We start from the raw sequence: 23,742 nt of genomic DNA, 5'->3' as shown, positions 1-23,742 counted from the left end.
GGGGGCCCTTCACGTACCTCTGGGCCTGTGTCCGAACGCGTAACTCGCGTGATTACAGGCGTAACTCGCGTGATTGAGGCGGTATGTGAGAGTTACGCCTTCAATCACGCGAGTTACGCGTTCGATCACGCGAGTTACGCCTCGGGGCCTGCCGCTATTCCGAGAGTTTTCCGCGCAGCTGGTCCAGCGTCTGCGACAGGAGACGCGAAACGTGCATCTGCGAGATGCCGATCCGTTCCGCGATCTGCGTCTGGGTGTAACCCCCGAAGAAGCGCATCACGAGGATCGCGCGTTCCCGCTTCGGGAGCTCCCGCAGGAGCGGTTGCAGCGCCTCGTGGTTCTCCACCAACGCCATCTCGTGGTCTTCCTCGCCGATCGTGTCGGCGAGCGAGAGGGCTTCGGTGGCGTTGTCGTGGACCGGTTTGTCGACCGACAACGTCTGGTACGCCTGGCCGGCGAGCAGTCCTTCCCGCACCTCGTTGACTTCGAGCCCGAGGTGTTCGGCGAGCTCGGTCGGCGTCGGCGCGCGGCCGAGCCGCTGGGACAGCGCGGCCGTGCCCTGGCTGAGCGAGACGTGGAGTTCCTTGAGCCGCCTCGGTACCCGGACCGACCAGCCGGTGTCCCGGAAATGCCGCCGGACCTCGCCCATGATCGTGGGCACGGCGAACGAGAGGAAGTCGTGCCCGCGGCCGGGATCGAATCGGTCGACCGCGTTGATCAGGCCGATCCGCGCCACCTGGACCAGGTCTTCGCGAGGCTCACCCCGTCCGGAGAACCTGGTGGCGATGTGCTCGGCCAGCGGCAGGAGTTCGGTGACTAGGCGGGCACGCAGCTCCCGGCGGGCCCGCGAATCCTCCGGCAGGGAGGACATCTCCTCGAAGAGCGGTTCGCACTGGGCGTAGTCGTCCGCCTGCCGGGTGAGAGTCTTGCGCTCCCCACTCACCCGTCGCTCGTTCCCGGGGCCAACACGAGATCGATCGTCGTCGTGCCCCCTGTTTCGCCGGGAATCGGCTCGCACCGTGCCCGCACCGAGTGGGTCAGCGTCGTCAGGACGTGCCAGCCGAACGTCGTCTCGCTCGGCAGGAAAGGCCGGTTCGTCCGCGTCGAGATCGAGACGGCGATCCCTTCCGGTATCTCGTGAAAGACACAACAAAGAACGGCTCCCAGTTCAGCGGGCTGGACTAGTTGGGAACAGGCTTCGTCGACGGCCATCTTCGCGTCTGAAATGGCGTCCAAGCCGAAGTCCGCACGGGCCACCACACCATGGGTGAGCGTGCGGACGAGAGGTATCTGCTCCGCTTCGGCGGGAAGGCGGAGTTCGACCCGGTCGGACAGACCGTCCGACTGAGACCGGGTCTGGGGGGTGAGGCCGCCCCGTCCGTGTGCATCCATTACGAAACCCATCCGTCCGTGGCCGTGGGGTGACCGCGACGGTGCTCCGCCGCGTGACGCGTGATCAACGGCCCAGGGCTCGCTGAAGCTCCTTTTTGGACATCTTCGACCTGCCCTCGACGTTGCGTTGTTTCGCTTCGTTGTAGAGCTGGTCCTTGGTCGGGCCGTTCGGGCCCAGCCGATTCCCCGACCGCTTGCCACCCCGCCGCTGAGGGGACATGTCCTCGAGGGACGTGCGGCTCGCTTCGCGCGACTCGCCGGCCTGCGCGCGGTTCTTGTTGACCGTGCGGGCCGCGATCTCCTCGGCGCGGTCGGTGCTCGCGCCCCGCTCCTTCGCCGAGTCCTTGATGTGTTCGTACTGACGTTCTCGTTTGTCGCTCCAAGCCTGCTGCGGCATCGCGGCTCCTTCCTTTCCCCGGTCAGGTACCCCGTTCGATTCGCCGGATAAACGTCCGGTTGAGCCCGGGACCGGGCGGGTACGCGGGGGTCGACGCGAAGGAGGATCACATGCGCATCGGCTACACCCTCATGACCGAACAGGCCGGGCCGAAAGACCTGGTGGAGTACGCCGCGGGGGCGGAGAAGGCGGGTTTCGACTTCGAGGTCATGAGCGACCACTTTTCGCCCTGGCTGGACGAGCAGGGGCATTCGCCGTACGCGTGGAGCGTGCTGGGAGCGGTGACCCAGAGCACCGAACGGGTGGAACTGATGACCTTCGTGACGTGCCCGATCATGCGGTACCACCCGGCGGTGGTGGCGCAGAAGGCGGCGACCGTCCAGGCGTTGTCGGACGGCCGGTTCACCCTGGGGCTCGGCGCGGGGGAGAACCTCAACGAGCACGTCGTCGGCCGCGGCTGGCCGCCGGCGAACGTCCGGCACGAGATGCTCGCCGAAGCGGTCCAGATCATCGGCGGCCTGTTCGACGGCGGCTACTTCAACTACAAGGGCGACCACTTCCGGGTGGACTCCGCGAAACTCTGGGACCTGCCGGAGCAGCGGGTGCCGATCGCGGTCGCGGTGTCCGGGTCGCAGTCGGTGACCCGGTTCGCGCCGATCGCCGACGCGATGATCGCGGTGGAACCGGACGAGGCGCTGAGCCGGGAATGGGACGCCACCAAACTCGGCCCGCCCAGCAGGAAGATCGCGCAGTTGCCGGTGTCGTGGGGTGAGGATCGCGACGCCGCGATCCGGCGCGCGCACGAGCAGTTCCGCTGGTTCGCCGGCGGCTGGAAGGTCAACGCCGAACTGCCGGGTCCCGCGGGCTTCGCCGGGGCCACCCAGTTCGTCAAACCGGAGGACGTCGCCGAGGCGATCCCGTGCGGGCCGGACGTCGACCGGATCGTGAAAAAGGTGGGCGAATTCGAGGCGGCCGGATTCACGGATCTGGCGTTGATCCAGATCGGCGGCGACCAGCAGGAAGGCTTCCTCCGCTTCGCCCAGGACACGCTCCTTCCGGCGCTGCGGAGCTGATTCACACGGACGGAGTAAGGACGCTGTGTCTCCGCCCACCCGGTCGGGGGCACCTGTGTTCAAACCCGCGAACGTGGGTACCAAAGCGGCACATCCTTCACCCAAGGGGGACCAGATGAGCAACGAACTCGGCCTTCACCCAGTACCGGACCTGCTGCCGGAAGGCCAGGACACACCGGAGCAGGAGGCGATCCGGCGCAAGGCGGCCATCGCCGTCGCTTCGCGGGCGAGGAGCCCCGAAGACTGCGCGACCCTGTTGGACATGCTGGGCCTGCACGACCGCGGCCGCAGCTCCGAAGTGGCGTGATTCAGCGGTCGCCGCGCGCCGTCACGAGATCCGCGACGAAGGCCCGATAGGCCTCGTCGCGGTCCGGCGCGCGCAGCACCGCCGACGGGTGCACGGTGGCGACGGCGGTGGTGTCGAATTCGGCGAGGTCGATCCGCTCGCCGCGGCTCCGGGTGATGCGGAAGTCGTCGCCCAGGAGCGCCTTCGCCGCCGTCGCGCCGAGGAAGATCAGCAGCTCCGGGTGGACCGCGGCGAGTTCGGCGTGCAGCCACGGACGGCAGGCGACGATCTCCGTCTTGGACGGCGTCTTGTGGATGCGCCGTTTTCCGCGTTCGTCCCGTTTGAATTTGAAGTGTTTGACCGCGTTGGTGACATAGATCTTCCGGCGATCGAAGCCCGCTTCGTCGAGGGCCCGGTCGAGCAGCCGACCGGCGGGCCCCACGAACGGGGCACCCTGCCGGTCCTCCTGATCGCCGGGTTGTTCGCCGACCACCATGATCTCCGCCTTGCGGGAGCCTTCGCCGAAGACGGTCTGGGTGGCGTCGCGGTAGAGGTCGCAGCCGCGGCAGCCGGACGCCGCCGAACGAAGCCTGTCCAGATCCACGGTTTCCGGCGGGTCCGCCCCGGGTGCCTTGGTCGCCATGGCGGCCGGATTCCCCGCCCGGTCGTGGGACAAACGGGTTACGCGCGCGCCGCGTCGGGTAGCCCTCCGGTATGGCGATTTCGACCGAACCGGCCACCGCTTCCGTCCAGGACACCGTGCGTGTCGCGCTGCGGGTCGTCCTGCCCACCCTCGCCGGCGGGGTGATCAAACGGCGGCCGCTGGGCATGGCCGCGGCACAGAAACTCCAGTTCGACCGCACCGCCGTGCGACTGCTGGGACGGCTCCGCTCCCAGTACGGTCCCGGCCCGCTGCGCCTGCGGGTGCCCGGCCGCACGATCGACCTGGCGCTGTCCGGGGAAGACGTCGGCGAGGTGCTCGCCGCAGCGCCGGTGCCGTTCAGCCCGTCGACCAAGGAGAAGCGGGCGGCGCTGGGACATTTCCAGCCGCACGGCGTGCTGATCTCCGACGCGGTGGAGCGCGCGCCGCGCCGCCGGTTCAACGAAGACGTCCTCGAACCGGGGAAGCCGCTGCACGACCTCGCCGCACCCTTCGCCGCGGCGATCGCCGAGGAGGCGTCGTCGCTCTGGGACGGCGGCACGCTGGACTGGGACACCTTCAACGTGGCCTGGTGGCGGATGGTCCGGAGGGTCACCCTCGGTGAGTCCGCGGCGGGCGACGACGGCCTCACCGACGCGCTCGCCCGGCTGCGGAAGGACGCGAACTGGGCGTACGCGCACCCCCGGCGCGACCGGCTCCACGATCAGTTCCGCACCCGGCTCATCGGCCACCTGGAACGGGCGGAGCCGGGGAGCCTCGCCGAAGCCATCGCGTCGGCAGGCCCGTCGGGGGAGCGGTCGATCGACGTCGTCGCCGACCAGGTCGCCCACTGGCTCTTCGCGTTCGACGCCGCCGGGATCGTCACTTTCCGCGCGCTCGCGCTGCTGGCCACCCACCCGGACGCGCGGGAACGTGCCGACGAGGAGGTCGCGGCCGCCGACCCGACCGCGCCCGGCCAATTCGCGTATCTGCGCGCGTGTGCCCTCGAATCGGTGCGGCTGTGGCCGACCACGCCCGCGCTGCTGCGCGAGAGCACGGCCGAGACCGCCTGGGGACCCGCGGGGACCACGGTGCTGATCTTCACGCCGTTCTTCCACCGCGACCCCGAATCCCTGCCGTACGCCGACCGGTTCGAACCCGGGATCTGGCTGGACGGCAGCGCGGCGGCCAACCCGGCGCTGGTCCCGTTCAGCGCCGGACCGGCCATCTGCCCCGGTCGTGATCTCGTGCTGTTCTGCGCGAGCACGATGCTGGCGCGGTTGATCAGGGGCCGGCGCTTCGAGCTGGCCTCCGGTGCCGTCCTCGGCCCGGAGCGGCCGCTGCCCGCGACGCTCGACAACTTCCACCTGAAGTTCTCGGTGGTCTCGGACTAGTCTTCGACCCATTCGAGCAGGTCACCGGGCTGGCATTCGAGCACCCGGCACATCGCTTCGAGGGTGCTGAACCGGACGGCCTTGGCGCGGCCGTTCTTCAGCACCGCCACGTTCGCCGGGGTGAGCCCGACGAGTTCGGCGAATTCGCCGACACTCATCTTGCGCTTCGCCAGCTCGACGTCGATGCGGACGACGATCGGCATCAGATCACCTGTTCCATGTCCGAGCGCAGGGTGGTGGCCTGCCGCAGCAACGTGCGCATCACGACCATGAGCAGGCCCAGCACGGCGACGCCGATCAACCCCAGGAACAACAGCAGCGGCAGGCCCGGGTCTTCGGCGTTGAAGCCGACGTAGAGGAACACGCCCGCCAGCACCACCCAGCCGGCGAGGATCGCCCACACGATGGCGTCGACCCATCTCAGGGACGCCTCGGTGAAGATCCGGTCCTTCTTGACCAGCGTCAGCAGTTGCCAGGTGGCGACGACCACGACCTGGACGCACAGCACCCAGAAGATGGAGACCGCCGTCGCGGGCCAGCGCAGATACGCCATCTCGGGGTCCTGCCGGGCCATATGCGCGAACTGCCCCGGCAGGGACATGGTCTGGAAGAGGACGAGGACCCCGAACAGCAGCACGAGGAACACTCGGAGAGGCGCGACCGCCCGTTGCCCTGTGATCATACATCGAGTTTCGCGCGTTATCTATCGAAAGTCAATCGGTAGTTATCGGGTTTCGATGTGGAGATGGGCTGAAGGCGTCCTTCGCTGCGTCTGGCGTGGGGATGGGGTCCTTCGGGGGTGTCGAAGCCACTTTCGCAACCCTGCCGCCGAGCCCGCGCGGAGGTCGCGTGTGTCCGGGTGCGCCACGGGAGGTCGCGAAAGCCACTTTCGCAACCTTCAACGTTGCGAAAGTGGCTTTCGCAACCTCGGCTCACCCCGCGCGGAGGTCAAGTGCGTGCCGGCGCGTCCCGGTGCGCCAGAGGATGTCGCGAAAGCCAGGCGGATTCATGGGGTCGTTGCAACATCCTTCGTGAGCTGGGAGTTGTGGTGGCTGGTGGGTTGGTGTTGCCGCGTGTGGTGCGGGTGCGGTTCTGGGATGCGGTGCGGGCGGGGTGTCTGCCTAAGCCTGCCGCCCGTTTGGTGGATGTGTCGCACGAGACCGGGCGGCGGTGGTTCGCGCAGGCTGGCGGGGTGATCGGGAACGCACCTGGCTCGTTGGGTGAGCGCTATCTGAGTGTGGCTGAGCGGGAGGAGATTTCTCGTGGTCTGTCCGGGGGTCTGTCGTATCGGGAGATCGCTCGGCAGCTGGGCAGGGCCCCGTCGACGATCAGCCGGGAGGTGACGAACAATGGTGGCCGGGGCGGGTATCGAGCGCATCGGGCGGAGTCGGCGGCGCGGGATCGGGCCCGGCGGCCGAAGACCGCGAAGCTGGCCGAGGCCGGTAATCGCGAGTTGCGGGATCATGTGCAGGCGCGGTTGCTGCAGGAGTGGTCTCCGGGGCAGATCACAGCCAGGCTGGCGATGGAGTTCCCCGACCGGCCGGAGATGCGAGTGTCACACGAGACGATCTACCAGTCCTTGTATGTGCAGAGCCGGGGAGCGCTGCGCCGCGAGCTCACCGCGTGTTTGCGGACAGGACGGGCACTGCGCCGCCCGCGCAAGCAAGCACAGGCACGACGGTCGCGGATCCCTGATCTCGTCGAGATCAGCGAACGGCCGGCCGAAGCCGAGGACCGGGCAGTCCCGGGGCATTGGGAAGGCGACCTGATCACCGGTGCCGGTAACAAGTCCGCGATCGGCACCCTCGTGGAACGCTCCACTCGGTTCGTCATACTGCTGCACCTGCCCCACGGCCACGACGCGATCCAGGTCCGGGACGCGATGATCGACGCGATCCAGACCCTCCCGCACCAGTTGCGGCGGTCACTGACCTGGGACCGGGGCAACGAGATGGCCCGTCACGCCGACATCACCCTCGCCACCGACCTGGCCATCTACTTCTGCGACCCGCACTCCCCATGGCAACGCGGGACGAACGAGAACACCAACGGCCTGCTTCGCCAGTACTTCCCCAAAGGGACCAACCTGCACCAGCACACCGCAGAACACCTCACCGCAGTCGCCGCACGACTCAACAGCCGCCCCCGCAAAACACTGGACTGGCACACCCCACTCGAAAAACTCACCACGCTACTGTCCTAAACAGAGCACGTTGCGACCACCGCATGAATCCGCCCCACTTTCGGGACACCAGACGTCCCGAAAGTGGCTTTCGCGACATGGCCGAGGGGGCTCAAGAGCCAGAGCGCAGATCGAGCCGCATCAGCCAGCGCGGCTTCCGGTCCGAGCGCGCCTTGGTCTCTTCCACGAGTGCGAAGCCCGCGGCGGCGAACAGCCCGATGGTCCCGACGTGCGCCGCGGAGGAGTTCATCCGTCCCTCCCCGGGATCGACCGGATAGCCCTCGATGACGGGCGCGCCGTGCGAGCGGGCGTAGGAGACCGCGCCGTCCAGCAGCGCGTGCGCCACCCCCTGACGGCGATGGCCGGCCCGGACGACGAAACAGATGACCGTCCACACCGGAATGTCGTCGATCGGCGGCATCGTGCGGGAGCGCGTCAGGCGATGCAGCTGGGCGCGCGGGCCGACGCCGCACCAGCCGACCGGCGTGGTGCCGTCGTAGGCGAGGACACCGGGCGCGGGGTCCGCCGCGCAGAGGCCGCGGACGTGTTCGGCGCGTTCGTCGCCGCGCAGCCGGCTGTAATCCGCGGGTTTCGCGCGGTAGGCGAGGCACCAGCAGGCGCGGTCGTTCCCGTTCGGATTGAGGATGGTCGCGACGTCGCCGAACCGGTCGGCCGTCGCGGGGTGGATCCGGAACGGGGGCATACGGGGACCCTAAGGGGTATTCGGGAAATCGCTCACCGCATTCGGTGGACGGCGTTGAATTTTCGTCCCGTGAAGGAATTCACCCGGCCGTAGTCGAGCCGTTGTCGCACTGGGAGGCGTCTGCCAGGATGCTCGTGACCCGACCAGAAGGAGCGTTCCAGTGGCTTCCCGTCTCAATCCCTACCTCAGCTTCGCCGGCGACGCCCGGCAGGCCATGGAGTTCTACAAGTCGGTGTTCGGCGGAGAATTGACGCTGAATACGTTCGGCGAGTCCGGTATGGCCGGCACGCCGGCGGAGGACCAGATCATGCACAGCCAACTCGAATCCCCGAGCGGCTACACGATCATGGCCTCGGACACGCCGCCGGGAATGGAGCACAATCCGGGCACCAACGTGTCGATCAGCCTCAGTGGCGAAGACGGCGAGGAATTGCGCGGCTACTGGGAGAAACTCTCCGCCGACGGCACCGTTTCGATTCCCTTCGAAAAGCAGATGTGGGGCGACGAATTCGGCGCCTGCATCGACCGGTTCGGCATCTCGTGGATGGTGAACGTCGTTCTGTCCTAGGGTCTTCCGGCCCTGCCCGGCCCGTGCCGAAGCTCCCGACTTCCGGGGACTTGCGGCTCCGATCGCGCGAAACTCGTTATGTCGCCCGTGAAACCGCCGTTCTCCTCCCGTGAGGATTCGGCGGTTTCACCGGAAGGCGGGCAGATGAACAGGATGGTCACGGCACTGCTGATGACGGCGAGTGCCGTCGCGGTACTGGGCGCTTGCGGGACGACGACGGCCGGGACACCGGTCACGGTGGTGCGGGAGATCGTGCCGCCGCCGCCGCCGTCGACGACCACCGCCGTCGTCGCGCCGCCCGCCACCTCGGTGGTCGTGGTCGAGCCGCCGGTGACGGTCACGCGGGCGCCCTCCCGCACGTCGTGCCAGCGCCTCTTGGCCGAGGGATTCACGTACACGTACGCGTTCGAGGCCTGGGTGAACGCCGGGCGCCCGTTGAGCTGGGACGCCGATCGCGACGGGTATCCGTGCGAGCAGTCGTACGGGAACCGGAACTAGAGAGGCCGGAAGCGGACGTCGAGCACGCCCCGAGGGTCTTCCCTGCCGACTCCGCGCAGGTGGATCGGCGCGCCCCCAGGGTTGTCGTACAGCCGGACGCCGTCGCCGAGCAGGACCGGCGCGATATGCAGGTCGATCTCGTCGATCAACCCCAGCGCGAGCAGCTGGCGGCCGATGTCCGGCGAGAACACCTCGAGGTTCTTCCCGTTCGCCGCTTCCAGCCCGATCCGGACGGCTTCGTCCGCGCCGCAGTTCAGGAACGTCACCCCGCCCGTGGGTGTGGCGTCTTCGGGGTGGTGGGTCAGGACGAACAGCGGCCCTTTCCAGGCGCCGCCGTAGATTCCGCTCGGGTCGGGGTAAGCGTCCCAGCCGTCGCGGCCGCCGAGGACGGCGCCGGTGGTCGTGGCGTATTCGTCGATCAGGTCCGGCCGGGAGGTGATCCCGGTCATCCAGTCCATGCCGTGGCCAGGGCCCGCGACGAAGCCGTCGAGGGACATCGTGAAATGCCACAGCACTTTCCCGTCCGCGGTCTGTGGTTCGAGCATCCCGGCCTCCCTCGTGCTTGCGATATGCAATCGGTCAGCCCACGATAAAGTGGGCGATGGTAGATTGCAACCACTTCTGGTGGAGGTGAAGGGATGGCGGAACCCGCCCGTTCCGGCTGCCCGATCAACGCCGCGGTCGAGGCGTTCGGCGACAGCTGGAGCCTGCTCGTGCTGAGGGACATCATGTTCGGCACCCGGCGCTATTTCCGGGAACTGCTCGCCGGATCCGAAGAGGGGATCGCGTCCAACATCCTCGCCGACCGGCTGAAGCGGCTGGTCAAGGCCGGTCTGCTGACCCGCGAGGACGCCGGGCCCGGCAAACGGGCCGCGTACAGCCTGACCGAGGCGTCGATCCAGCTGGTGCCGGTGTTCGCGCACCTCGGGGCCTGGGGTCTCGAGCATCGTCCGACGACCGAGCGCCTGCGGGTGCGGGCCGAACTGCTCGCCGCGGGCGGGCCGGAACTGTGGTCGGAGTTCATGGCCGAACTCCGGGTCGTCCACCTCGGCGCGCCGGCACCGGAGAAGGACGGCCCCGGAGTGCTGCAGCGCCTCGCCGCCGCCTACGAAGCGGCCCTCTGACGCCACGCCCTCGTTGATTGTTCTTCCCGAATCAAGGGTTCCGGTCAACCCGCCCCCGGGATGTAGTAGCCCGCGACGGAGCGACGGGCTGGTGGGGAGAGGGAATGAGCTCAGCGGAGGGTGTTGTCCTGGTGATCGGCTGCGGGATGCGGCCGTACCGGGAGTACCTGTTGGCGTCGGCCGGGCGCCGGCATCCCTTGTGGTTGTTCAACGGGACCGAACCGACCTGGCAGGAGCGCCACATCACCGGCGCGACGGTGCTGGACACACAGGACCAGGACGCCGTGCTGGCCGCGGCCCGGGCGCTGAACGCGACCACGCCGGTGCTCGGTGTGGTGTCCTGGGACGAGGCGCTGATCGTGGCGGCGGCACACGTCGCGGACGAACTCGGGGTGCCGGGTGCCGGGATCTCCGCGATCGAAGGCTGTCGTGACAAGTGGTTCAGCCGCCGGACGCTGACCGCGGCCGGCGTCGCGCAGCCCGATTTCGGGTTCGTGCACGACGACGAGCAGGCCGTCCGTGTGGCCGAGCGGATCGGGTATCCGGTCGTGGTCAAGCCGCGCGGGGGCGGGGCCAGTATCGGCGTCAGCCTCGCGGAAGACGCCGAGGCGGTGCGGAAGGCGTTCCGGACCGCGGAGGACGCCAGTTTCGGCGGCTCTCCCGCCTACAAGGGCGGGGCGCTGGTCGAGGAATACCTGAGCGGCCCCGAGATCAGCGTGGACGGTGCCGTCGTGGACGGCGAGTACACACCGATGTTCGTGGCGCACAAGACGGTCGGCATGCATCCGTACTTCGAGGAACTCGGCCACCTGGTCAGCTCCGCGGACGAACTGCTCGCCGACCCGGTCCTGCGTTCGACGCTGGCCCGGGCGCACAGCGCGATCGACTTCCGGTACGGCATCACGCACACCGAGCTCAAGCTCACCGGACGCGGTCCGGTGATCGTGGAGATCAACGGCAGGCTCGGCGGCGACCTGATCCCGTTGCTCGCCAAATTCGCGACCGGGGTCGACCCGGGCGCGGCCGCGGTCGACGTCGCGCTCGGCATGCGTCCGCACATCCCGCACGAGGCCGAACCCCGGTGGGTCGGCGTGCGGTTCGGCTACCCGAAACAGGACTGTGTCGTCGAGTCCGTGTCCGTTCCGGATACCTTGCGGAACAACGGGATCCTCGCCGCGGACGTGCTCGTCGAGCCGGGCGGGCGCCTGCGGCTGCCGCCGGCGGAGTTCATCTCGCGGCACGCGTACGTGATCTGCGCGGGCGCCGATCCCGATGACTGCGAAGCGGTGCTGGACAAGGCCATGGCCCAGGTCCGGCTGACCGCGCACCCCCTGTTGCCCTCGGTGGCCGCCGGCGCCTGACCGCGCACCGGCACCGCACCACACCTTCCCAGCACTCTCAACGATGGCGGAGCAAACAAATGGCGAACCGTGATGTCGAGCTGCTCGCAGTCGGAGCAGGACCGTCCAACCTGGCGCTCGCAGTGGCACTGGAAGAGCTCGCGCCCGGCCTGGCCCGCGAATCGGTCCTGCTCGAACGGGACGAAGAGGTCTCCTGGCAGCGGGGCATGCTCCTGCCGGAGGCGCTGTCTCAGGTCTCGTTCCTCAAGGACCTGGTGACCCTGCGCAACCCGCGCAGCCGCTTCTCGTTCCTGAACTATCTGCACGCCACGAACCGGCTCAACGAGTTCGTGAACATGGGCAGCTTCGTCCCGTACCGGGTGGAGCTCGCCGACTATCTCAAGTGGACCGCCGACTCGCTGTCACTGGTGGATCTGCAGCGTGGGCGGGAATGCCGCGAGGTCACTCCCGTGTGGACGGACGGCACGCTGACCGGCTGGGACACGCACGTCGCCGACGGCGAGGTCATCCGCAGCCGGTACCTGGTGGTCGGCGCCGGGCGCGACGCGCGGATCCCGGATCAGCTCCGGACGGTGAACCAGGAGCGCGTCATCCACAGCACGCAGTACCTGCCGAGGATCGCGAAGCTGCGCAAGGACCTTCCGTACCGCGTCGCGGTGATCGGCGCCGGACAGAGCGCGGCGGAACTGTTCAGCTCGGTGCAGCACGATCTGCCCGAATGCAAGCCGACGATGGTGATGCGTTCGATCGGGCTGAACTACTACGAGAGCAGCAAGTTCAACAACGAGCTGTTCTTCCCGTCCCATGTGGACACCTTCTTCGGCTCCCGGCCGGAAGCGCGCGAGCAGATGCTCAAGGAGATGCACCACACGAACTACTCCGGGCTGGCGCCGGGCACGATGGACGCGCTCTACCGCTCGATCTACCTGGACCGTCTGTCCGGCCGTTCCCGGCTCAAGATGATCACGATGAACGACATCACCGACGCCCGCGACGAGGGCGAGGAGATCGTGCTGGAGCTGACCGACCGGCGCACCGGCGAGACGCAGGAACTGCGCACCGACCTCGTGTTGCTCGGCACCGGTTTCTCGCCGGAGATGCCGAGGATGGTCCAGGAGATCGCGAAGTCGATCGGCCTGTCGGAGATCAAGGTGACCCGCGACTACCGGCTGGAGATCGACCAGCCCGCCACCGCGGCCGTCTACCTCCAGGGCGTCAACGAGGCCACGCACGGCATCGCGGACTCGCTGCTGAGCGTCCTCGCCCCGCGGGCCAACGACATCCTGCAGGACCTCCTCGCCCACCGCGGCGAGAACCCTTCGGTGCCACCGCAGCCGACTTCGGGAACCGCCCCGATCGCCGTCACCCGCTGACCTACGAGAAGGAAGAGGAAGTCATGGAGATCCGTCCGCTCGAGCGGGAAAAGATGGTCTTCGAGAACGGCGCCTACGGCCAGCGGCTGCTGCCGTGGGCGGCGCTGAACGCGCCGTTCGAAGGCGCCTGGGTCACGGTGCCGGCGCACGGCGCGACGGGTGCGCATTCCCACCACGAGTACGAGATCTTCATCGCCGTCAGCGGCGAGGCGGTCGTCGAGTCCGGGGGAGAGCGCCGCGCCTTCCGTCCCGGCGACATCGAGTTCCACAAGCCCGGCACCGAGCACCGCATCCTCAACGACGGTGCGGAGGACTTCGAGATGTACGCGATCTGGTGGGACTCGGGCATGACGGTGAAGTTCGCCGCCCGGCACGAGGCGGAGGCGTGAGCATGACCGACCAGCGACCGGTGGTGATCATCGGCGGCCCGCCGACGTCCAACGGGGATCTGCACATCGGGCATATCGCCGGCCCGTACCTCGGTGCCGACGTGCACCGGCGGTACCTGCGCGCGGCGGGCCGCGAGGCCGTGTTCGCCTCCTGCACCGACGACAGCCAGACCTACCTCGTCACCAGCGCCGCCAGGGTCGGGCTGACGCCGCCCGAACTGGTGGAGCAGTCGACGGAGAACATCCAGCGCACGTTCAAGGCGATGGGTGTGGAGGTCGACGGCTTCTCGCCGACCGACGACGGCTACAAGGCGCTTGTCTACGACTACGTCAAACGCCTCTACGACAAGGGAAAGCTCCGCCTGCGCAAGGTGCGGCTGCCCTACAGCGAGAGCAAGGGCGAGTTCCTGGTCGAGGGTTTCGTCGGCGGCGGCTGCCCGACGTGCCTCGCCGACAGCCGCGGCGGATTCTGCGAGGGCTGCGGGCATCCGATCGACTTCGACGCGCTCATCGAGCCGTACTCGGTGCTCGATCCGGCCGACGAGGTGACCTACCGCGAAACCGAGATCATGGTCTTCCCGGTTTCGGAGTACCGCGAGCAACTCCTCGCCTACTACGAGGAACGCGGTCCCGCCTGGCGGCCGCATGTGCTCGGGCTGATGCGGGAACTGCTCGCCGGGCCGTTGCCCGATTTCGCGATCACGTATCCGGTGAAGTGGGGCCTGCCGGCGCCGTTCCTCCAGACGCCGGGGCAGCGCCTCAACGCCTGGGTCGAGGGCATGCCCGCCTCGATGTACTGCACCGAGTACGCGTTGCGGCGCAACGGGAAGCCGAAGGTCGCCGACGACGACGCCTGGCTCGCGGAGAACGACGCGCGGGTCGTGGTGTTCATGGGTTTCGACCCCCTGTTCACCTGGGGAGTCGTCCACGTCGCGGAGCTGATGGCCCTCGAAGGCCGCTACGTCCTCCCGGACACCTTGCTGGTCAACGAGTTCTACGAGCTGGAGAACGAGAAGTTCTCCACCAGCAAGGGACACGTGGTCTGGGCCCGCGACCTGGCGGCTGAGGTGCCCCGCGACATCGCGCGGTTCCACCTCAACCTCACCGCTCCGGAGTTCGCGCGGACCAACTTCTCCCGTGCCGCGCTGGAGAAGGTCGCGGGGGAGCGGCTGGTCGCGCCCTGGAACGAACTCGCCGAAACACTGGCGAAACTCACCGCCGAGGTCGGTGGCGAGAACGGCTCGCTCCCGGTGTCGACCGAAGCCACGGAACGCGCCGCGGCGATGGTCTCCCGGTTCGCCTTGAACTACGAGCTCGAAGACTTCAGCCTCAGCCGTGCCGCCGATCTGATCGTGCAGCACGTCGAACGCCTGCGCGCGGCGACGGAACGCACGCTGAAGGGCAACCTCGACCAGGAGATGCTTCGCGCGCGGCTCGGTGACCTCTTCCTCGAACTGCGGGCGTTGATCGGCTGTGCGTCGCCGATCCTGATCGACCTCGCCGAGCGGGCCGCCGATGCCGGTGGCTTCGAACTCCGGATCACCGCGGCGGCCTTCGACGTCACGCACACCACGGCTTTCCCCGTGCCATCACTGGAATTCCCCCCGACGAGCGAGGTCTGAGACCCCATGTCACTCGACAGCACCCTTTCCGCCGACGCGGCCCGGAGTTCCCGGCTCGCCGAGCGCCTGCTGGTCCCGGCGGGCTTCATCACCACGGCGGGCAACGCGTTCCAGATCACCGCCGCCGCGATCCTGGTCTTCCACGCCGAGCAGACCACCCTGGCGGTCGGCTGGCTGTTCATCGCGGTGTCCATCCCGCAGGTCGCGCTCGCGGTCATGTTCGGGAAGCTGGTCGACAAGGTCGATCGCCGGATGCTGTGCGTGGCGGCCGACCTCGTGAGCGCGATGACCGCGTTCGCGCTGCCGGTGTGGCTGTGGATCGGCGGGCCGGCGAACCTCGGTTCCTACATAGCGAACTTCATGCTCGCGTGCACCGCGGCGCTGTTCATGCCCGCCAGCAACGGCCTGATCAAGGAACGGATCCGCGACGAGCGGCTCGGGAAGTTCAACTCCCACTTCGAGATGGCGAGCAACTCCGGGATGCTGCTGGCGTCTTCGCTCGCGGGCTTCCTGGTGATCTGGTTCGGCGCCACGCCGCTGTTCGTGTTCAACTCGCTGAGCTTCGTCCTCTCGGCCGTGCTGGTCTACGCGATCGGCCGCAAACCCGCCAAGGCCCCGGTGGTCGAGGAGATCACGGCCACCGACCCGTCGGCGCCGGTCGAGGTCCCCGTGCGGCAGCCGATCAAGCGGCTCGCGCTGCTGTACGCCAACGGCAACATCGGCCTGATGGTCGCCAACGTCATCCTGACGACGCTGATCCTGCAGACCTTCAACCAGGGCGCGTGGATGATCGGCGTGGTCGACGCGCTGGCCGGTGTCGGGTTCATCGTCGGGGCCGCCGCGTACGGCAAGGTCAGCAAGCGGTTCAAGGGCATCCATCTGGCCGTGCTCGGCACGCTCGGGAACCTGATCTGCCTCGCGATCCAGCCCCTGCACTACATCGCCTTGATGGCGGCGATCCCGTTCGCCGGGTTCTGCTTCGCGCAGGGCCGGATCGCGGCCCGCACGCTGCTGATGCGGGCCAGTCCGGAGGAACGCGTCGGCCGGATCTTCGGTGGCACCCAGGCCCTCGGTCTCGGGCTCGGCGTCGGCGCGACGGTCGCGTTGTCCTCGCTGGCGGACGCGACGACGGTGCCCTACGCCTTCTGGGGGCTGGCGATCCTGCAGGGCGCGATCGTGATCGGCACCTACTTCAGCTTGGCGAAACCGCTGTCGGCGCAGGAGAAGCGGCCGGCGGAGGTTCTCGAGGCGACCGCCGCCTGAGCGCGGCCGACATGCGGAGGAAGCGAAAGTCATGACGGACAAGCCGATCAAGGGTGGCGTCGCCACCTGGGCCTGCCTTCCCGGGTTCCCGCCCGCGGTGATCTTCCCCTTCACCCCGGGCGAGCGCTTCGGCGTGCGGAGCCTCTACGAGTTCCAGATGCTGATGTACCGGCCGCTGTACTGGCTGGGCCGGGACGGCGCGCCGGAGATCGACTGGGACCTCAGCGTCGGCGAGGAGCCGGTGTGGGACGAGACCGGCCGCACCTGCACGGTCCGGATCAAACCGTGGAAGTGGTCCAACGGCGAGACGCTCTGCGCGGACAACGTCATCTTCTGGATGAACATGCTGAAGGTGAAGGGGCCGAGGTTCGGCGCCTACTCCGAGGGCTACTTCCCGGACAACCTGGTGTCGTTCGGGAAAGTCGCCGACGACACGGTGAGCTTCACCTTCGACAAGGCGTACTCGAAGAACTGGGTGCTGCTGAACCAGCTCACCATGATCACGCCGATGCCGAAGGCGTGGGACCGCACCGCGGACGGCCCGGCCGACGCGACGCACGACATCGAGCAGGCCGAAGCCGTCTACGAGTTCTTGATGGCGGAGAACGGCGACGTCGTCGAAGAGGACAACTCGCACCGCACACGCTGGGCCGACAGTCCTGTGTGGAGTGTCGTCAACGGCCCGTGGCGGCTCAAGAGTTACACCGAGGAAGGTGTCGTCACTTTCGTCCCCAACGAGCACTACAGCGGGCCCAACCCGGCGCATCTCGACGAGCTGCGTCAGGTCTCGACGACGTCGGACGAGCAGCAGTACGAACTGCTGCAGTCCGGTGACGTCCAGGTCGGCTTCCTGCCGCCGGGGATGGGCGTCCAGCCCGACGGCGACCCGACCAAGGGCGGGCCGAACCCGCTGGGCGACGGTTTCCAGCTGGAACCGCAGATCCTGTTCAACATCAACTTCATGGCGGTCAACTTCAGCAACCCGACCGTCGCCGGGAACATGATCCGGCAGCCGTACATCCGGCAGGCCCTTCAGAGCTGCTTCGACCAGGAGTACGGGGCGCGCGAGGTCTACCAGGGGTACGGCTGGAGCCAGACCGGGTCGATCCCGGTGCTGCCCAAGAGCGACCTGGTGTCGCCGAAGATCGCCGAGCGCGGTGGGTTCTGGCCGTTCGACCTGGAGAAGGCCCGGCAGCTGCTCTCAGACAACGGCTGGGACGTCAGCGCTTCGCCCGCGGTGTGCGTGCGTCCCGGCACCGGTCCCGGTGAAGCGGGCGAAGGCATCCCGGCGGGCACGGAGCTGAGCTTCTCCCTGCGCTACTGGGAAGGACGGCCGTCGCTGGCGCGGCTCATGGCGCAGTTCCGGGACGACGCGGCCAAGGCCGGCATCGAGATCCGCCTCGAAGAGGTGATGGGGTCGGTCCTGGTGGCGGAGGACGGTCCCGGCGAGAAGCGGATGTGGCAGCTGTCCTGCTGGGGCGGCGGCTGGGTCTACAACTATCCGACCGGGGAGAACCTCTTCCAGAGCGGCGCCGCCTGCAACTTCAGCAACTGGCGCGACGCCAAGGCGGACGAGCTGATCGCGAAGACCGTCACCACCGACTCGCTCGAAGCGCTGTACGAGTACCAGGAGTACATCGCCGAGCAGGCGCCGGTGATCTTCATGCCGACGTTTCCGCGGCGGTTGTTCGAGGTCGCGGGGAACCTGCGCGGCTTCTCGCCGATCAACCCGTACGGGCTCATCAATCCGGAGAACTGGTATTACGTCGAGGAGCAGTCATGACGCGCCCGGTGGTGCTGGTCGGGTTCGTGGCCGCGGCGCTGGGTTCGTCCATCAAGGACTTCCAGCCGGACGGCTCGGTCATCTTCGTCGAAGAACCCGACGTCATCCGCAAACGCGACGCGCGGAAGACGGTGGCCGGTTCGGCGCTGGTGCGCGAGCTCATCGAATGGGAGTTCCACCTGCCCGGCAAGGCGGACGAGTTCTACCACGTCCACCACGATCTCGATCCGGCCGCCGTCGTGCCGCTGACCGAGTACGCGACCCCGTTCGCGGCCCGGCTCGCGGAACGCTACGGCCTGCCGGGCGCCGGGTTCGGCGCGGCGCAGATCCTGCGGGACAAGGCGGTGCTGCGCCTGGTCAGCCGCGCGGCGGGGATCGCGAATCCGGCGTCGGCGCGGGTCGAAAGCCCGGCGCAGGTCCGCGAGTTCATGGCGCGGCATCCGGGAAAGACCGTGCTGAAACCCGCGAACCGGCAGGCGTCGGTGGGGACGCAGGTGCTCACCGACCCGGCCGAGGCCGAGCAGGCGTGGACGAACTGCGTCGTGCAGGACGAGGGGATCTTCGTCCCGGACCGCGCGATGGAACTGAAGATGCTGGCCGAGAGCTTCGTCGAGGGCGACGAGTTCAGCGTCGAGATGCTGCTGCGGGACGGCGAGCCGTTGTTCGCCAACGTCACCGGCAAGCGGCTGTTCCCCGGGCCGCGGCCGATCGAGCTCGCGCATATCGTCCCGGCCGACATCCCGGACGAGCTGACCGCGACGCTGACCGAGGAGACCCGGCGGCTCACCGCGGCGGCCGGGTTCCGCACCGGGATCGTCCACTGCGAATGGATCGTCTCGGACGGCGTCCCGTACCTGGTCGAATGCGCCGGCCGGTTCGCGGGCGACGGCATCATCGAACTGATCCAGCGTGCCTATCCGGTGGAGCTGAACCGCGCCTACTTCTCGGTGATGAAGGACGAACCGGTCGTGGACCTGTTGCCGCGCAAGGCCGAAGGCGGCGCCGCGGTCCGGTTCCTCTCGATCGGGCCCGGCCTGATCGAGGACGTGCGCGGCGTGGAAAAGGCCTCGCAGGCCGAGGGCGTGTTCATGTGCGACGTCAGTGTTTCGGCGGGTGACCGGTTCGACGGGCTGCGTAGTTCGTGGGACCGCGTCGGCGACCTGATGGTGACCGCGGACAGCCCGGCGGAGGCGTCGCGCCTGGCCGAGGAGGCGGTCGCGCTGATCGAGATCGACGTGCGGCCGGACCGAGGAGAGAGGGAGAACGCCGCACCATGACCATCGAAGCCGTCCAGCCCACGCTCCCGGACGCCGGTCTCGACGTGCTCGTCACCGGGCTCTCGTCCGACGCGCACACCTGGAACCTGGTGTACCTGGAGCTGTTGCTGGAGGAACTGGGCTGCCGGGTCACCAACCTCGGCGCCTGCGTCCCGGACGCGACCATCGTGCGCGAATGCGTCACCCGGCGGCCGGACCTGCTGGTGATCAGCAGTCTCAACGGGCACGGCCGCCAGGACGGCGTCCGGCTGATGGAGTCCTTCCGCGCTCGGGCGGAGCTGGTCACGATGCCGGTCGTCATCGGCGGGAAGCTCGACGTCACGGGCGGCAGCAACGCCGCGCGGCTGCTGGAGGCCGGCTTCGACGCGGTGTTCGAGGACGCCGGCGGGCTGACGCCGTTCCGGACTTTCCTCCGCACCCTGTCCGTGCGCGCCCCCGGTGTCCCGCTGGGCGCCGGATGAGCGTGCTCACCCCACGGCGGGGACATTCGTTCGGCGAGGTGGTCGCGCGCCATCACGCCAGGGGAGAGCTGGTCGTGCAGCCCCGGATGGGGTTCGCCGATCCGGGCCGGATGACCCGCGGACTGCTGGCGACCAGGGCGGCGCGGGCCGCGACGGTCGGCACGATCACGATCGACAGCTACACCAGGGTCGGCGACCACGAGGCGGCTCGCGCGGCGCTGGCTGCCGGTGCCGATCTCAACGGGTACCCGCTCGTCGACCACGATCCCGCGACGACGGCGGCGTTGCTCGACGGCGTGCTGACCGGGGATTTCCCGGTGCAGGTCCGGCACGGTTCGGCGGATCCCCGCCGGATCGTCCGGGCGCTGCTGGACTTCGGGCTGCACGCGACCGAGGGCGGCCCGGTGTCGTACTGCCTGCCGTACAGCCGGATGCCGCTGTCGGCGGCCGTCGACAACTGGCGGCGTTCGTGCGAAACGCTGGCCGAGGCCCGCGGACCCGAGCTGGAACCGCATCTGGAGACCTTCGGCGGCTGCATGATGGGCCAGCTGTGCCCGCCGGCGCTGCTGGTCGCGCTGAGCGTGCTGGAAGGGATGTTCTTCTGGCGACACGGGATCCGCTGCCTGTCCTTCAGCTACGCGCAGCAGACCCATGCCGGGCAGGACGAGGAGGCCGTGGCCGCGCTGCACGCGCTGATCAGGGAATACGTGCCGCACGCGCGGACGCATGTGGTGATCTACGGCTACATGGGCGTCCACCCGAGGACACCGGGCGGCGCGCTGGAGCTGATCGCGGAGTCCGCGCGGCTGGCCGCCCGCACCGGGGCGAGCAGGCTGATCGTCAAGACCACCGCCGAAGCGCACCGGCTGCCGACCGTGGCGGAGAACGTGACCGCGCTGGAACACGCCGCCGCGGCCGCGCGGGGGGTGTCCCGGATCGGCAGGCTCGGCGACACCGGGATCCACGCGCAGGCGAAGGCGTTGGTGGACAACGTTCTTTCGCTCGACACCGATCTCGGCAGGGCGCTGGTCACCGCGTTCGCGCGGGGGCAGCTGGACGTCCCGTTCTGCCTGCACCCGGACAACGCGGGCCGCGCGCGCGGACGGCTGGACGCCGGTGGACGGCTGGAGTGGCAGCGGATCGGCGCGATGCCGCTGGGCGACCTCGTCGACCTGCCCGCGGAACGGCGGATGACCTCGGGCGATCTGCTGGACGCGCTCCGCTACGTCGAGCGGTCGTTCGACGAGAAGTACGGGCTGCCGGGAATCGAGACCGTGAACCGACTGACACAGGGGAGTAGGACATGACCGGACCATCGGACGCGGCGCTGCCGCCGGGCACCCGCGAGCATCTGACGTCACCGGTGACGCAGGCGGCGTTGCGCATCCAGAACAGCATCACCGCCGGCACCCGCGAATACCTCGGCATGAACGGGTTCGTGGAACTGCAACCGCCGCTGATCGGGCCGGTCACCGACCCGGGGTGCCGCGGGGCGAAGCAGGTCGATGTCGACTACTACGGGCACAAGTACAAGATGATGACCAGCGTCATCCTGTACAAACAGGCGTCGCTGCTCGCGTTCGACAAGATCTTCTACGTCGCGCCGAACGTGCGGCTGGAGCCGCTGGAGACCTCGACCACCGGGCGGCATCTGGTCGAGTTCACGCAGATCGACGTCGAGGTGGCGCGGGCGAGCCGCGAGGAGGTCCTCGACATCGCGCAGGGGCTGTTACGGCACGTGGTCGCCCACACCCTGCGAGAGTCCAAAGTGGACCTCGCCACGCTCGGCCGGGACCAGGCGGCGTTCACGGCACTGCTGGAGGAAGACTTCGAGCGGATGACGCATCGCGAGGCGGTGTCACGGCTACAAGGTCTTCGGCACGGGCAGAGCGCCGACGCGGAGATCGACTGGCAGGGCGAGCGGATCATCTCGGAGCAGACGAACCGGCCCTTCTTCATCGTCGACTACCCCAAGGGCTCGCGCGGGTTCACCGACGGCGAGTCCAGCACCGAACCGGGGGTGCTGCGGAACTTCGACCTCATCGCGTCGGACGGGTTCGGGGAACTGTGCAGTGGCGGTGAGCGCACGCACGAGTACCGGCGGCTGATCGAGCGGATGCGGGAGACGGGGGAGAACCCGGCGAAGTACGCCTGGTACCTCGACCTCGCGCGCGAGGGCCTGCCGCCGAGCGCGGGTTTCGGGATGGGACTGGAGCGGGTGACGCGGTACATCGCCGGGCTGGACGCGATCTGGCAGGCGAACGCGTACCCGAAACTGCCCGGGATCGCGACGCCGTGATCACCGCGCGGCAGCTCCCGGAGGACGCGATCCGGGCCAGGGCACGGGAAGGCAGCGCGGCGATCTTCCCCGACGTCGCGGGGTACGGCCGGTCGCTGTTCGGTGCGGACGCCGGCACCCCACCGGACGAACTCGACCGCGCGCGGATCGTGCCGCCGGTGTTCGTCCCGCGGCGTCTGGAAAAGATGTTCGACCTCGCGCGTGAACCGGTGTACGGCGACGTCGGGCTGTCGACCGTGCTCGGCGGGTTCACCGCGCCGTCGCCGGTGTTCCTGTGCGCGTTCGGGTCTACGCAGGTGGCGGGCAGCGGGCTCGGGATCGCCGCGAGCGAGCAGGCGGGCAGGCTCGGCATGCCGATGGTGATCGGCGAGAACGTCGTGCCGATGCACGGGTACGGCCGGATGGGCGAAAGCGCGGAAGACGGCCTGCTCGGCCGGATCCGTGCGTACGCCGGCGCCGTGCCGGACGGGCTGGGCGGTGTCGTCGTGCAGCAGAGCACCGAAGACGCCGACGCGGAGGTGTGGAACCTCGTCTACAGCGACCCGTCTGCGACGAAACTGCTGGAGACCGGGCGGCTGGCGTTCGAGCTCAAGGTGGGGCAGGGCGCGAAGCCGGGGCTCGGCGGGATGACCGTGCTCTCGCGCACGGCCGCCGGCGAGATCGCCGAACAGTACACAGTGGACGAAGCCTTCGGCAGGGATCAGGCCATGGTGCTGCGGTCCAGCAGCCCCGGCACCTTCACCGGCGAGATCCTGCGCCAGCAGATCCACCTGATGCGCAACAACTACCCGCGGGCCCGCGCCTGGGTGAAACTGCACCCCGGCCGCGACGTCGGCGAGGCGGCGCGGGTCGCGTGGGCGGCGGGAGCGGACGCCGTCACCGTGGACGGTGCCGAGGGCGGCACCGGCTGGGCGCCGTCGGTGTTCCTCGACCAGGTGGGGTTGCCGCTGGTGGAATGCCTGCGCCGGGTCGGCAAGCATGACGCGTCGCTGCTGGTGTCGGGGCGGATCTGGGAGGGGGCCCGTGCGCTGAAGTGCCTGGCGATGGGCGCTTCCGCGGTCGGCCTCGGCCGCGCGGCGCTGCTCGCTGTCGACGAGGACGCGGACGAAGGGCTCGTGCGGCTGGTGCGCTGTCTCGAACTCGAACTGAGGCTGCTCGCCAGCGCGCTCGGGAAGTACGACCTCGCGGAGCTGACCTCGGACGACCTCTGGTTCCCTGATCGAACGGAGCAGGACGGATGATCAACTACGACGGGAAACGGTTCCGCAAGGTCAGCACGGATCCGAACGCGCCGGTGACCCTGTACCGGCAGAAGGACGACCTGGTGTGGGCCGAGCTGAGCGGCGGCGGGGTGCGGCTCGGCTCGCTGACCGGCAAGTGCGGCGAGGACGGCACGATCGACATGGCCTACACGATGGTGCTGGCCAGCGGGCAGGTGATCGCGGGCCACAGCACGAACACGCCGGAGTTCCTGCCGGACGGGCGGATCCGGCTGAACGAGGTGTGGGAGCGATACGGGAATCCCGGCTCCCGCGGAACCTCGGCCATCGAAGAGGTGGCGGAGTAGGTCGTTTCGCGCGTGAAGGCCCCCTTCCCTCGGCTCAGCCGAGGGAAGGGGGCCTTCACGCGCGTTGGGGTGCGGACATCGACCCGGGCG

At 68.8% G+C, this 23,742-nt stretch carries 27 protein-coding genes; 19 read left to right on the top strand and 8 right to left on the bottom strand.

The features are described from left to right. Window positions 1-154: 154 nt before the first annotated feature. The 3 genes from H4W30_RS24780 to H4W30_RS24770 all read right to left on the bottom strand — a co-directional run bounded on the left by H4W30_RS24780 (window position 155) and on the right by H4W30_RS24770 (window position 1,789). Window positions 155-943, bottom strand: coding sequence for a SigB/SigF/SigG family RNA polymerase sigma factor (locus H4W30_RS24780; protein ID WP_192745056.1), 789 nt, complete (start codon window positions 941-943; stop codon window positions 155-157). After that, window positions 940-1,257, bottom strand: coding sequence for an ATP-binding protein (locus H4W30_RS24775; protein ID WP_225949858.1), 318 nt, complete (start codon window positions 1,255-1,257; stop codon window positions 940-942). The genes H4W30_RS24780 and H4W30_RS24775 overlap by 4 nt, the downstream gene beginning before the upstream one ends. A gap of 199 nt (window positions 1,258-1,456) precedes the next feature. Beyond that, window positions 1,457-1,789 (bottom strand): plasmid stabilization protein, encoded by a 333-nt coding sequence (locus H4W30_RS24770; RefSeq protein WP_126730776.1) that lies wholly within the window; start codon window positions 1,787-1,789, stop codon window positions 1,457-1,459. A gap of 110 nt (window positions 1,790-1,899) precedes the next feature. On the opposite strand from H4W30_RS24770, the gene H4W30_RS24765 reads away from it, so the two are divergent. Continuing rightward, window positions 1,900-2,862: a TIGR03557 family F420-dependent LLM class oxidoreductase gene (locus tag H4W30_RS24765; protein ID WP_192745054.1), complete on the top strand. Its 963-nt coding sequence runs from the start codon at window positions 1,900-1,902 to the stop codon at window positions 2,860-2,862. A 115-nt stretch (window positions 2,863-2,977) separates the two neighbouring features. Then, a complete protein-coding gene (locus H4W30_RS24760) occupies window positions 2,978-3,169 on the top strand; it encodes a hypothetical protein (RefSeq protein ID WP_192745053.1) in 192 nt (63 codons plus the stop codon). Window position 3,170: 1 nt separating this feature from the next. Here the strand turns inward: H4W30_RS24760 and H4W30_RS24755 are convergent, their stop codons facing one another. Continuing rightward, window positions 3,171-3,791, bottom strand: a complete 621-nt coding sequence (locus tag H4W30_RS24755; RefSeq protein WP_192745052.1) for a UdgX family uracil-DNA binding protein — start codon at window positions 3,789-3,791, stop codon at window positions 3,171-3,173. Between the two features lie 71 nt (window positions 3,792-3,862). Here H4W30_RS24755 and H4W30_RS24750 point away from each other — a divergent pair, with 71 nt between their 5' ends. Further along, window positions 3,863-5,182 carry a cytochrome P450 gene (locus H4W30_RS24750; RefSeq protein WP_192745051.1) on the top strand — a complete coding sequence of 440 codons (1,320 nt, stop codon included), beginning with the start codon at window positions 3,863-3,865 and terminating at the stop codon, window positions 5,180-5,182. Here H4W30_RS24750 and H4W30_RS24745 read toward each other — a convergent pair. Further along, on the bottom strand, window positions 5,179-5,385 hold the full coding sequence (locus H4W30_RS24745; RefSeq protein ID WP_034319648.1) for a helix-turn-helix domain-containing protein: 207 nt from the start codon (window positions 5,383-5,385) through the stop codon (window positions 5,179-5,181). The genes H4W30_RS24750 and H4W30_RS24745 overlap by 4 nt on opposite strands. Then, complete coding sequence (locus H4W30_RS24740) at window positions 5,385-5,864, bottom strand: DUF2975 domain-containing protein (RefSeq protein ID WP_192745050.1); 480 nt, start codon at window positions 5,862-5,864, stop codon at window positions 5,385-5,387. The genes H4W30_RS24745 and H4W30_RS24740 overlap by 1 nt, the downstream gene beginning before the upstream one ends. Window positions 5,865-6,227: 363 nt before the next feature. Here H4W30_RS24740 and H4W30_RS24735 point away from each other — a divergent pair, with 363 nt between their 5' ends. Further along, window positions 6,228-7,385, top strand: a complete 1,158-nt coding sequence (locus H4W30_RS24735) for an IS30 family transposase (RefSeq protein ID WP_404799861.1) — start codon at window positions 6,228-6,230, stop codon at window positions 7,383-7,385. A gap of 91 nt (window positions 7,386-7,476) precedes the next feature. On the opposite strand, the gene H4W30_RS24730 is transcribed toward H4W30_RS24735, so the two are convergent. Next, a complete protein-coding gene (locus H4W30_RS24730; protein ID WP_192745049.1) occupies window positions 7,477-8,067 on the bottom strand; it encodes a GNAT family N-acetyltransferase in 591 nt (196 codons plus the stop codon). A gap of 160 nt (window positions 8,068-8,227) precedes the next feature. On the opposite strand from H4W30_RS24730, the gene H4W30_RS24725 reads away from it, so the two are divergent. Both H4W30_RS24725 and H4W30_RS24720 read left to right on the top strand, forming a co-directional pair. Beyond that, window positions 8,228-8,635 carry a VOC family protein gene (locus H4W30_RS24725; RefSeq protein ID WP_192745048.1) on the top strand — a complete coding sequence of 136 codons (408 nt, stop codon included), beginning with the start codon at window positions 8,228-8,230 and terminating at the stop codon, window positions 8,633-8,635. A gap of 144 nt (window positions 8,636-8,779) precedes the next feature. Then, complete coding sequence (locus tag H4W30_RS24720) at window positions 8,780-9,133, top strand: hypothetical protein (RefSeq protein WP_225949857.1); 354 nt, start codon at window positions 8,780-8,782, stop codon at window positions 9,131-9,133. Here the strand turns inward: H4W30_RS24720 and H4W30_RS24715 are convergent. Further along, the gene (locus H4W30_RS24715; protein WP_192745047.1) at window positions 9,130-9,678 is read right to left on the bottom strand and encodes a dihydrofolate reductase family protein; all 549 of its coding nucleotides are present in this window, start codon (window positions 9,676-9,678) and stop codon (window positions 9,130-9,132) included. The genes H4W30_RS24720 and H4W30_RS24715 overlap by 4 nt on opposite strands. Before the next feature lie 93 nt (window positions 9,679-9,771). Between H4W30_RS24715 and H4W30_RS24710 the strand changes: the two genes are divergently transcribed. From H4W30_RS24710 to H4W30_RS24650, 13 genes are all read left to right on the top strand, one after another. Next, the gene (locus H4W30_RS24710; RefSeq protein WP_192745046.1) at window positions 9,772-10,257 is read left to right on the top strand and encodes a winged helix-turn-helix transcriptional regulator; all 486 of its coding nucleotides are present in this window, start codon (window positions 9,772-9,774) and stop codon (window positions 10,255-10,257) included. Window positions 10,258-10,361: 104 nt separating this feature from the next. After that, window positions 10,362-11,618: an ATP-grasp domain-containing protein gene (locus H4W30_RS24705; protein WP_192745045.1), complete on the top strand. Its 1,257-nt coding sequence runs from the start codon at window positions 10,362-10,364 to the stop codon at window positions 11,616-11,618. Between the two features lie 59 nt (window positions 11,619-11,677). After that, a complete protein-coding gene (locus H4W30_RS24700) occupies window positions 11,678-12,991 on the top strand; it encodes a lysine N(6)-hydroxylase/L-ornithine N(5)-oxygenase family protein (RefSeq protein ID WP_192745044.1) in 1,314 nt (437 codons plus the stop codon). A gap of 23 nt (window positions 12,992-13,014) precedes the next feature. Next, complete coding sequence (locus H4W30_RS24695) at window positions 13,015-13,380, top strand: cupin domain-containing protein (RefSeq protein WP_192745043.1); 366 nt, start codon at window positions 13,015-13,017, stop codon at window positions 13,378-13,380. Between the two features lie 2 nt (window positions 13,381-13,382). Further along, window positions 13,383-15,002: a class I tRNA ligase family protein gene (locus H4W30_RS24690; RefSeq protein WP_192745042.1), complete on the top strand. Its 1,620-nt coding sequence runs from the start codon at window positions 13,383-13,385 to the stop codon at window positions 15,000-15,002. Between the two features lie 6 nt (window positions 15,003-15,008). Beyond that, window positions 15,009-16,265: an MFS transporter gene (locus tag H4W30_RS24685; protein ID WP_192745041.1), complete on the top strand. Its 1,257-nt coding sequence runs from the start codon at window positions 15,009-15,011 to the stop codon at window positions 16,263-16,265. 31 nt (window positions 16,266-16,296) lie between these two features. Next, window positions 16,297-18,048 carry an ABC transporter substrate-binding protein gene (locus H4W30_RS24680; protein WP_192745040.1) on the top strand — a complete coding sequence of 584 codons (1,752 nt, stop codon included), beginning with the start codon at window positions 16,297-16,299 and terminating at the stop codon, window positions 18,046-18,048. Next, window positions 18,045-19,325, top strand: coding sequence for an ATP-grasp domain-containing protein (locus H4W30_RS24675; protein WP_192745039.1), 1,281 nt, complete (start codon window positions 18,045-18,047; stop codon window positions 19,323-19,325). The genes H4W30_RS24680 and H4W30_RS24675 overlap by 4 nt, the downstream gene beginning before the upstream one ends. Beyond that, window positions 19,322-19,786 (top strand): cobalamin B12-binding domain-containing protein, encoded by a 465-nt coding sequence (locus H4W30_RS24670; protein ID WP_192745038.1) that lies wholly within the window; start codon window positions 19,322-19,324, stop codon window positions 19,784-19,786. The genes H4W30_RS24675 and H4W30_RS24670 overlap by 4 nt, the downstream gene beginning before the upstream one ends. Further along, window positions 19,783-21,093, top strand: coding sequence for a methylaspartate mutase (locus H4W30_RS24665; protein WP_192745037.1), 1,311 nt, complete (start codon window positions 19,783-19,785; stop codon window positions 21,091-21,093). The genes H4W30_RS24670 and H4W30_RS24665 overlap by 4 nt, the downstream gene beginning before the upstream one ends. Beyond that, window positions 21,090-22,085, top strand: coding sequence for an asparagine synthetase A (locus H4W30_RS24660; RefSeq protein WP_192745036.1), 996 nt, complete (start codon window positions 21,090-21,092; stop codon window positions 22,083-22,085). The genes H4W30_RS24665 and H4W30_RS24660 overlap by 4 nt, the downstream gene beginning before the upstream one ends. Continuing rightward, on the top strand, window positions 22,082-23,326 hold the full coding sequence (locus H4W30_RS24655) for a glutamate synthase-related protein (RefSeq protein WP_192745035.1): 1,245 nt from the start codon (window positions 22,082-22,084) through the stop codon (window positions 23,324-23,326). The genes H4W30_RS24660 and H4W30_RS24655 overlap by 4 nt, the downstream gene beginning before the upstream one ends. Continuing rightward, the gene (locus H4W30_RS24650; protein ID WP_192745034.1) at window positions 23,323-23,652 is read left to right on the top strand and encodes a hypothetical protein; all 330 of its coding nucleotides are present in this window, start codon (window positions 23,323-23,325) and stop codon (window positions 23,650-23,652) included. The genes H4W30_RS24655 and H4W30_RS24650 overlap by 4 nt, the downstream gene beginning before the upstream one ends. Window positions 23,653-23,742 lie beyond the last annotated feature (90 nt).

The organism is Amycolatopsis roodepoortensis (assembly GCF_014873915.1).
Classification (GTDB): Bacteria; Actinomycetota; Actinomycetes; order Mycobacteriales; family Pseudonocardiaceae; genus Amycolatopsis; species Amycolatopsis roodepoortensis.
The sequence above is the reverse complement of the archived record's forward strand: the minus strand, read 5'-3'. Positions and strand labels throughout refer to the sequence as shown.

Excerpts from the sequence above, each read along its gene's own strand:
- H4W30_RS24770 (WP_126730776.1), bottom strand. The coding sequence starts at position 1,789 with ATGCCGCAGCAGGCTTGGAGCGACAAACGAGAACGTCAGTACGAACAC.
- H4W30_RS24765 (WP_192745054.1), top strand. The coding sequence starts at position 1,900 with ATGCGCATCGGCTACACCCTCATGACCGAACAGGCCGGGCCGAAAGAC.
- H4W30_RS24760 (WP_192745053.1), top strand. The coding sequence starts at position 2,978 with ATGAGCAACGAACTCGGCCTTCACCCAGTACCGGACCTGCTGCCGGAA.
- H4W30_RS24755 (WP_192745052.1), bottom strand. The coding sequence starts at position 3,791 with ATGGCGACCAAGGCACCCGGGGCGGACCCGCCGGAAACCGTGGATCTG.
- H4W30_RS24750 (WP_192745051.1), top strand. The coding sequence starts at position 3,863 with ATGGCGATTTCGACCGAACCGGCCACCGCTTCCGTCCAGGACACCGTG.
- H4W30_RS24745 (WP_034319648.1), bottom strand. The coding sequence starts at position 5,385 with ATGCCGATCGTCGTCCGCATCGACGTCGAGCTGGCGAAGCGCAAGATG.
- H4W30_RS24740 (WP_192745050.1), bottom strand. The coding sequence starts at position 5,864 with ATGATCACAGGGCAACGGGCGGTCGCGCCTCTCCGAGTGTTCCTCGTG.
- H4W30_RS24730 (WP_192745049.1), bottom strand. The coding sequence starts at position 8,067 with ATGCCCCCGTTCCGGATCCACCCCGCGACGGCCGACCGGTTCGGCGAC.
- H4W30_RS24720 (WP_225949857.1), top strand. The coding sequence starts at position 8,780 with ATGAACAGGATGGTCACGGCACTGCTGATGACGGCGAGTGCCGTCGCG.
- H4W30_RS24715 (WP_192745047.1), bottom strand. The coding sequence starts at position 9,678 with ATGCTCGAACCACAGACCGCGGACGGGAAAGTGCTGTGGCATTTCACG.
- H4W30_RS24710 (WP_192745046.1), top strand. The coding sequence starts at position 9,772 with ATGGCGGAACCCGCCCGTTCCGGCTGCCCGATCAACGCCGCGGTCGAG.
- H4W30_RS24705 (WP_192745045.1), top strand. The coding sequence starts at position 10,362 with ATGAGCTCAGCGGAGGGTGTTGTCCTGGTGATCGGCTGCGGGATGCGG.
- H4W30_RS24700 (WP_192745044.1), top strand. The coding sequence starts at position 11,678 with ATGGCGAACCGTGATGTCGAGCTGCTCGCAGTCGGAGCAGGACCGTCC.
- H4W30_RS24695 (WP_192745043.1), top strand. The coding sequence starts at position 13,015 with ATGGAGATCCGTCCGCTCGAGCGGGAAAAGATGGTCTTCGAGAACGGC.
- H4W30_RS24690 (WP_192745042.1), top strand. The coding sequence starts at position 13,383 with ATGACCGACCAGCGACCGGTGGTGATCATCGGCGGCCCGCCGACGTCC.
- H4W30_RS24685 (WP_192745041.1), top strand. The coding sequence starts at position 15,009 with ATGTCACTCGACAGCACCCTTTCCGCCGACGCGGCCCGGAGTTCCCGG.
- H4W30_RS24680 (WP_192745040.1), top strand. The coding sequence starts at position 16,297 with ATGACGGACAAGCCGATCAAGGGTGGCGTCGCCACCTGGGCCTGCCTT.
- H4W30_RS24675 (WP_192745039.1), top strand. The coding sequence starts at position 18,045 with ATGACGCGCCCGGTGGTGCTGGTCGGGTTCGTGGCCGCGGCGCTGGGT.
- H4W30_RS24670 (WP_192745038.1), top strand. The coding sequence starts at position 19,322 with ATGACCATCGAAGCCGTCCAGCCCACGCTCCCGGACGCCGGTCTCGAC.
- H4W30_RS24665 (WP_192745037.1), top strand. The coding sequence starts at position 19,783 with ATGAGCGTGCTCACCCCACGGCGGGGACATTCGTTCGGCGAGGTGGTC.
- H4W30_RS24660 (WP_192745036.1), top strand. The coding sequence starts at position 21,090 with ATGACCGGACCATCGGACGCGGCGCTGCCGCCGGGCACCCGCGAGCAT.
- H4W30_RS24650 (WP_192745034.1), top strand. The coding sequence starts at position 23,323 with ATGATCAACTACGACGGGAAACGGTTCCGCAAGGTCAGCACGGATCCG.